Origin of the sequence: uncultured Cardiobacterium sp. (genome assembly GCF_938028185.1) — a bacterium.
Lineage (GTDB): Bacteria > Pseudomonadota > Gammaproteobacteria > Cardiobacteriales > Cardiobacteriaceae > Cardiobacterium.
Genome location: NZ_CALJAH010000130.1, coordinates 1 through 7,397, shown reverse-complemented (window position 1 = coordinate 7,397; position 7,397 = coordinate 1). Strand labels below are relative to the sequence as shown.

At 62.9% G+C, this 7,397-nt stretch carries 7 protein-coding genes; 5 read left to right on the top strand and 2 right to left on the bottom strand.

Annotation, left to right across the window (positions count from 1 at the left end):
• Nucleotides 1–246: 246 nt before the first annotated feature.
• Together Q0349_RS04050 and Q0349_RS04045 are read right to left on the bottom strand one after the other, a co-directional pair.
• On the bottom strand, nucleotides 247–1,125 hold the full coding sequence (locus Q0349_RS04050; RefSeq protein WP_298079596.1) for an ABC transporter substrate-binding protein: 879 nt from the start codon (nucleotides 1,123–1,125) through the stop codon (nucleotides 247–249).
• Nucleotides 1,122–1,739 carry an ABC transporter ATP-binding protein gene (locus Q0349_RS04045; RefSeq protein WP_298079595.1) on the bottom strand — a complete coding sequence of 206 codons (618 nt, stop codon included), beginning with the start codon at nucleotides 1,737–1,739 and terminating at the stop codon, nucleotides 1,122–1,124. Before Q0349_RS04045 ends, Q0349_RS04050 begins: the two co-directional genes overlap by 4 nt.
• Here Q0349_RS04045 and Q0349_RS04040 point away from each other — a divergent pair.
• The 5 genes from Q0349_RS04040 to Q0349_RS04020 form a co-directional block, all read left to right on the top strand.
• Nucleotides 1,657–1,836, top strand: a complete 180-nt coding sequence (locus Q0349_RS04040) for a hypothetical protein (RefSeq protein ID WP_298079597.1) — start codon at nucleotides 1,657–1,659, stop codon at nucleotides 1,834–1,836. The two genes, Q0349_RS04045 and Q0349_RS04040, sit on opposite strands and share 83 nt — an antisense overlap.
• A gap of 51 nt (nucleotides 1,837–1,887) precedes the next feature.
• A complete protein-coding gene (ppc, locus tag Q0349_RS04035) occupies nucleotides 1,888–4,662 on the top strand; it encodes a phosphoenolpyruvate carboxylase (protein WP_298079594.1) in 2,775 nt (924 codons plus the stop codon).
• Between the two features lie 165 nt (nucleotides 4,663–4,827).
• Nucleotides 4,828–5,934, top strand: coding sequence for a glutamate 5-kinase (gene proB, locus Q0349_RS04030; protein ID WP_298079593.1), 1,107 nt, complete (start codon nucleotides 4,828–4,830; stop codon nucleotides 5,932–5,934).
• A 9-nt stretch (nucleotides 5,935–5,943) separates the two neighbouring features.
• Nucleotides 5,944–7,203, top strand: coding sequence for a glutamate-5-semialdehyde dehydrogenase (locus tag Q0349_RS04025; RefSeq protein WP_298079592.1), 1,260 nt, complete (start codon nucleotides 5,944–5,946; stop codon nucleotides 7,201–7,203).
• Nucleotides 7,200–7,397, top strand: a 198-nt coding sequence (locus tag Q0349_RS04020) for a tRNA-dihydrouridine synthase (RefSeq protein ID WP_298079591.1), incomplete at its 3' end; no start/stop codon positions are given. The genes Q0349_RS04025 and Q0349_RS04020, both read left to right, overlap by 4 nt.

The following is a 7,397-nucleotide window of genomic DNA, read 5'->3' as shown; positions in this document are numbered from 1 at the left end:
ATTCGGCAACCGTTGTCGCGACTACAATCCATCTGCCCCCTCCCTCGCAGGACGCGCCAGCGTCCGCAGCGGGACTGGAACAGCTCGCGCGAAGTGCGAGAAAGGGTTGGGGAGGGGTAGCGTCCTTGAAGTCGCCGCCGATGCAGGATAGTGCGCGATAGGGTGCGCTGGCGGTACGCTCCGGGGCTGTCCCGTGTGCCATTGCACAACACCGGGCAACAGCATCATTTACATACACCTGAGCGCTCATGGTGTATGTAAATGATGAAGCGGCGCCGCATCATCCCCCGCCATCGCCCCGCGCAAATAGCGGCCAAACAGCTCCACCGACTCCGGCCCGCCGAACAGCCACACCGCCGGAATTTTGCGCAAACAGTGCTCGCGGCCAAACCCGATGCGCCGCCACAAATAACTGCGCGCCAGCTCCGCCTCGGTCATCTGCGGGAACGGGCCGACGATGATGAGACACGTATCCTCCGGCAACTGCGCCAGCTCCGGCAGAGCGATGAGGCGGCTGCCCCAGCGGTTGCCCGCGCCCAAATCCGCCTGCTCCAGCCCCATCAACGCAAAAGCGACGCGGAACAAACTGTTCGGCGCGAAAATCCGCAACTGGCGCGCATCGGCAAACTGCACCACCGCATAACGCTTCACCTCCGGCGCCGCCGCGCGAATCTCACGCCCGTAGCCCGCCAGCGCCGCCTCGACCCGTTGCAAATAACCCTCCGCCGCCGCACGCTCGCCGATGGCATCGCCCAGCTTTTGCGTCGCCGCGACATACGTCGCCCAGCTTTGCTGCGGCGCCTCATTGCCGCCATCAAACAGCACATCGACCACCAGCACACCCGGCGGATAGACCTCGCGCAAATGCGCGTAGAAAAAATTGTCCACCACCCGCGAAAACGGCAACTGCGCCAACAGCTCGCGGTTCGGGCGGTAACGCTCGCCCAAATCCACCACTGACGGCGGTTGCACCGGGTCGCTCATCCACACCGGATAAATCCGCTTGTCGCCCATCGCCAGCGGCGGAAAACCCATCGCGGTCAGGCTGGAGGCGAGCGACCAGTCCGGCGTAATCACCCGTTCAAACGCACACGCCGCCAGCAGCGCAAAAAAGACCGCCCTCATACCACCGCCACCCGGTGCTTGCCGTCGGGATGATCCAGCAAATGCAACCGCACGCCGAAGACCTCCTGCAACGCCGCTGCCGACATCACCTCGCCGACCGGGGCAAAACGGCACAGCCGCCCGCCCTTCAGCGCAATCAGCGCATCACAAAAACGCGCCGCCAGATTGATGTCATGAATAATCACCACCACCGTCAGCCCGCGCGCGGCGATGAGCTGCCGCACCAATTGCAGCACCTCGACCTGATAAACAATATCCAGCGCCGCCAGCGGCTCATCGAGCAGCAGCACCTCGCTCTGCTGCGCCAGACACATCGCCAGCCACGCCCGCTGCCGCTCGCCGCCGGACAGCGTATTCACCGGCTGCGCGGCCAAGCGCGCCACATCCGTCTGCGCCATCGCCTCCTCGACGCGGGCAACATCCTCGGCAGAAGGCCGCTGCAACCAGCCCTGCCAGGGAAACCGCCCCAGCATCACCAGCTCGCGCACCAGAAAATCCGCCGCATCCGGCAACTTCTGCGGCAACGCGGCAATGCGCCGCGCCCGCGCCTTCGGCGGCAGCGTGTGTACCGCCGTGCCACTGAACCACAGCGAACGTGCCGCCAGGCGCGACAAAATCCCCGCCAACCGCCGCGAAATGACGCGAAAAACCGCGTGCGCCGATTTCCGCGCCCTGCCCGGCTCCGCCCAAAAAACCGTGAGAACGTTATAAAAAAAGTTTAATATCCCGCGCCGGACATTTCAGTAACAGAGGAGAATCATCATGATGCCCACCGCCCCCAACCCCGACCAACTGCGCGAACGCATCCGCCTGCTCGGCAACCTGCTCGGCAAAGTCATCGAACGCCAGGCAGGCAGCGACACCCTGCAAACCATCGAATACCTGCGCCAGGGCTTTATCGAAGAGCGCAACAACCCCGACCCGGAGCGCCGCGCCGCGCTGATGCGCACCATCGCCGCGCTCGACAACGACCGCCTGAAAAACGTCATCCGTGGCTTCAGCCTCTACTTCTCGCTGGCAAACCTCGCCGAAGAAGACCTGCTGCGGCAGGAGCGCGCCGATATGCGCGCGCGTGGCGGCGCCCTTTGGGAAGGCTCCTTCCGCCACACCCTGCAACAATGCCGCGACAACGACCTCTCCCCGGAACAGCTCGGCGAACTCATCGCACAACTGCGCTTCATCCCCGTCTTCACCGCACACCCGACCGAAGCACGCCGCCGCACCACCATGAGCGTGTTGCAAGAAATCTACCGCCACTGCGAAACCCTTGACCACACCGCCGCCAACAGCCCGGCGCGTATCCATGCCGAAAAAGAAATCGCCGACCTGATAGACCTCTTGTGGTCATCCGACGAAGTGCGCACCCGCAAAACGCTGGTTTACGACGAAATCAACAACGGCCTGCACTACTTCAACGTCAGCCTCTTTCAGGCCATCCCGCAGGTTTACCGCAACCTGCGCAGCGCGCTCAACGACATCTACCCCGAACTGCAACACATCGTGCTGCCGCCGCTGCTGCGCTTCGGCTCCTGGATAGGCGGCGACCGCGACGGCAACCCCTTTGTCACCTTTGAGACCACCGAACAGGCGGTGCTGATGCACGCCGACAACGTGCTGCGCTACTACAGCAAACAACTCAAACACCTGCGCAAACGCCTGCTGCACTGCGCCAGCATCGTCGCCATCGACCCCGCCATCGAAGCACGCAACGAACACTACGCCCGCCTCGGCGTCACCGTCTTCGACTACAACCCCGAAGACTACAACAACGAACCCTACCGCCGCCTGCTCGCACTGATGCGTGCCAAAATCCAGCACACCAACCGCTACATCCAAAGCATGGGCGCCGACCAGGCCGCTGCCGAACACGCCTACCCCAACGCCGAAGCCTTCCTCGACGACCTCATCCTCATCCGCAATTCCTTAAAACAACACGACCCCGACCAGGCACGCGGCGACATCCAGGATTTAATCCGCCTTGTGCGCAGCTGCGGCTTCCACATGGCATCACTCGACATCCGCCAAGAATCCACCTGGCACACCAACGTCGTCGCCGACCTCTTCGCCCACGCGCCGAACCTGCCCGACTATAACGCGCTGGATGAAGCCGGCCGCCTTGCCATCCTCAGCCAGCTCATCGCCGCCCCCGGCGCGCCGCTGCTCTACGAACAAAACCTCTCGCCCGAAACCGAAGAACAACTGGCGCTAATGCGCACCATCGCCCGCCTGCGCGAACTCGTCGGCGCGCGCACCTTCGGCAGCTACAACATCTCGATGACCAACCGCGCCAGCCACATCCTCGAAGTGCTGTTCCTGATGCGCTTCGCCGGCCTCTCCGGCATCGACAGCGAAGGCCGCCCCTACGCCGCGCTGCCCATCGCGCCACTCTTTGAAACCATCGAAGACCTGAAAAACATCGACACCGTACTGCCACAACTGCTCGACAACCCCACCTATCGCGCCCTGCTCAAAAGCCAAAACGACACCCAGGAAATCATGCTCGGCTACTCCGACAGCAGCAAAGACGGCGGTATCCTCACCAGCGCCTGGCAACTCTACCGCGCCCAACAAACCATCCTCGACATCGCCCGCCGCTACCACATCAAAACCCGCCTCTTCCACGGACGCGGTGGCTCGGTCAGCCGGGGCGGCGGCTCCACCCACCACGCCATCGCCGCACAACCGCCCGGCACCCTGCAAGGCGAAATCAAATTCACCGAACAAGGCGAAGTCCTCTACGCCAAATACGCCAACCCCGAAACCGCGGTGTACGAACTCACCATGGGCATCACCGGCGCGCTGAAAGCCAGCAGCACCCGCTTTGCCAAAACCCCGGCCAAACTCGCCCAATACGAACAACTGGCCGAACGCCTCGCCGATGCCTGCGAACAACGCTACCGCGACCTCACCGACCGCACCGAAGGCCTCTACCAATTCTTTGCCGACACCACCCCGGTACGCGAAATCAGCCTGCTCAACATCGGCTCGCGCCCGGCGCACCGCCGCAAAGGCACACCGACCAAACAAACCATCCGCGCCATCCCGTGGGTGTTCGGCTGGTCGCTCGCCCGCTTCACCCTGCCCGCGTGGTACGGCGTCGGCAGCGCGCTCGCCGCCATCCGCGCCGAAGACCTGCCGCTCATCGACGAAATGCTCGAACAATGGCCATTCTTTGACGCCTTCATCAGCAACATCGAAATGGCATTTGCCAAAACCGAACTGGCGACCGCCGACGCCTACAGCCACCTCTGTGCCGACGAAACCCTGCGGCAAACGGTAATGGCCGCCATCGGCGACGAATACCAAAAAACCCTCGCCGGCCTCAACACCATCCTCAAACAGCGCCACCTGCTGGAGCACCAGCCGCGCCTCGCCGAATCCCTGCGCTGGCGCGACCCCTACCTCGACCCGATCAACCACATCCAGATCGAACTCCTGCGCCGCAGCCGCGCGAAAAACAACGAAGACGCGGACATCAACGACCCGCTCATCCGTTCCATCAACGCGCTCGCCGCCGGCTTACGCAATACCGGCTAAGCGCTGTTTGCATCCCTCGCAGCAGTAGGTCGGGCATAAATGCCCGACCTACAAAATATAGCGATACACCGAAAGCTTCATACGGTGTTTCGCTATACATACACGAACCCCGCTACCCTATATGTATAATCGCGGCAAGCCCGTTTCCATATTAGGAGCAGCACCATGAACCACCGCAGAATCATCTTCAAAGTCGGCACCAGCTCGCTGACCCACGCCGATGGCAGCCTGTCGCGCGGCAAGCTGCAAAACATCACCCGCCAGCTTGCCGCGCTGCACGATGCCGGGCATGAGCTGATACTGGTTACCTCCGGCGCGGTCGCCGCGGGTTACTCCTCGCTCGGCTTCAAAAAACGGCCGACGCACATTGCCGACAAACAAGCGGCGGCGGCGGTCGGGCAAGGTCTGCTCTTGGAGGAATACACCGCGCAATTCCTGCAAAAAAACATCATCTCGGCGCAAATCCTGCTCACCCGCGACGATTTCGCCGACAAACGCCGCTACCAAAACGCCTTCCAGGCGATGACCGTACTGCTCAACCGCCGCGCCGTGCCGATAATCAACGAAAACGACGCGGTCGCGGTGGCGGAGTTGAAAGTTGGCGACAACGACACCTTGAGTGCGCAAGTGGCGGGAATGATGCAGGCCGATTTGCTGGTGCTGCTCACCGACGTCGATGGCCTCTACAGCGGCAACCCCAAGCACGACCCCGCCGCCAAGCGCATTGCGCACGTCGAACACATCAGCAGCGAGTTGGTAGCGATGGCAGGCGGCGCGGGCAGCGCCAACGGCACCGGCGGCATGTTCACCAAAATCAAGGCGGCCACCCTTGCCACGCACGCCGGCGTGCCGGTTTACATCTGCTCCTCGCTGCAAAACGACGCGCTGTTACAAGCCGCCGCCGCGCAGGACAACGGCACCCTCTTTGCCGCACAAAAAACGATGAAAACGCAGAAACAATGGCTGGCGTTTTACGCGGCAAGCCGGGGCGCGCTGCGCGTCGATGCGGGCGCGGAAGCAGCGCTGGTGCAGGCGGAAAAAAGCCTGCTCGCCTCCGGTATCAGCGCGGTGGCAGGTGAATTTCTCGCCGGCGATGTAGTTACGGTATACAACGCCGACGGCGGCCACATCCTCGGTAAAGGGCGGGTAAAAAGCGGGCACAGCGAGCTGCAAGCGCTGCTTGCTACCGCCAAACCGCAAGGCGTGGTTATCCACCGCGACGACTGGATAACCGTTACCCCCGAACTCGAACTGTTCCTGCACGAAATCTAGGAGAACCCCATGCACAGCACCCAAGCCCTGCTCGAACAGGTCAAGCGCGCGAAAAAAAGCGTCAATACCGCCCACAGCGCCACGAAAAACCGCGCCCTCGCCGCAATGGCGGACGCCCTGCTCGCCCAACAAGACGCCATCCTTGCCGCCAACCGCGCCGATATGGCAGCCGCTGCCACGCATTTATCGCCGGCAATGCTCGACCGCCTGCGCCTCGACGCCGCGCGCCTCGCAGCAATGGCTGACGGCATCCGCGCCCTCATCCCTCTGCCCGACCCGGTCGGCGCAACCCTGGAAACGCGCACGCTGGCGAACGGTCTCGTTCTGCGCAAAACGCGCGTGCCGCTCGGCGTCATCGGCATCATTTACGAAAGCCGCCCGAATGTAACCTCCGACGCCGCCGCGCTGGCGCTAAAAAGCGGCAACGCCGTGGTCTTGCGCAGCGGCAAAGAAGCCTGGCATTCCGCCGCTGCCATCGTCGCCGCGCTGAAAAGCGCCCTCGGCGGCGACATCTCACCCGACTGCATCCAGCTCGTTAGCGACACCAGCCGCGACAGCGCGCAGGCACTAATGCAAGCCACTGGCTACCTCGACCTGCTCATCCCGCGCGGCGGCGCCGGGCTGATACGCGCCGTCGTTGAAAACGCGCGCGTGCCAGTTATCGAAACCGGCACCGGCATCTGCCACGTGTATATCGACCGCGACGCCGATTTGAACATGGCGCTAAACATCATCGACAACGCCAAAACCAGCCGCCCCTCGGTCTGCAACGCCGCCGAAGTCTGCCTGGTGCAGCGCGACATCGCTGCCGCCTTCCTGCCGCAGTTGCAGCAACGTCTGGTCGCCGCACGGCAGGCGCAAGGGCTTGTGCCGGTAGAGTTGCGCCTGGACGCTGCCGCCCTTGCTCTGATTGACGGCACGCCCGCTGCTGATAGCGACTTTGACAGCGAATTTTCCGACTACATCCTCGCCGTGAAAATCGTCGATTCCGTCGCAGCCGCCGTCGCCCACATCGAAGCGCACGGCACACACCATTCCGACGCCATCGTTACCAACAACACAGCCGCCGCCGACTACTTCGCCGCGCACGTTGATAGCGCCGCCGTTTACATCAACGCCTCCACCCGCTTCACCGACGGCGGTGAATTCGGGCTTGGTTGCGAAATGGGCATTGCCACCCAAAAACTGCACGCGCGCGGGCCGATGGGGCTAGAAGAAATGACCACCTACAAATACATCGTGCACGGCACGGGACAGGTGCGCGCATGAGCAACCCGCACCGTTTCTGCGTAGCGCCGATGCTCGATTGGACCACCGCCGAATGCCGCGCCCTGCACCGCCTCTTTAGCCGCCACGCTTTCCTTTATACCGAAATGGTTACAACCGGCGCGCTGATTTACGGCGATGCCGACGCGCATACCAGCCGCATACAACGCATTGGCCAACGGCACTTCCAGACCACC

Excerpts from the sequence above, each read along its gene's own strand:
- Q0349_RS04050 (WP_298079596.1), bottom strand. The coding sequence starts at position 1,125 with ATGAGGGCGGTCTTTTTTGCGCTGCTGGCGGCGTGTGCGTTTGAACGG.
- Q0349_RS04040 (WP_298079597.1), top strand. The coding sequence starts at position 1,657 with ATGCGCCGCGCCCGCGCCTTCGGCGGCAGCGTGTGTACCGCCGTGCCA.
- ppc (WP_298079594.1), top strand. The coding sequence starts at position 1,888 with ATGATGCCCACCGCCCCCAACCCCGACCAACTGCGCGAACGCATCCGC.
- proB (WP_298079593.1), top strand. The coding sequence starts at position 4,828 with ATGAACCACCGCAGAATCATCTTCAAAGTCGGCACCAGCTCGCTGACC.
- Q0349_RS04025 (WP_298079592.1), top strand. The coding sequence starts at position 5,944 with ATGCACAGCACCCAAGCCCTGCTCGAACAGGTCAAGCGCGCGAAAAAA.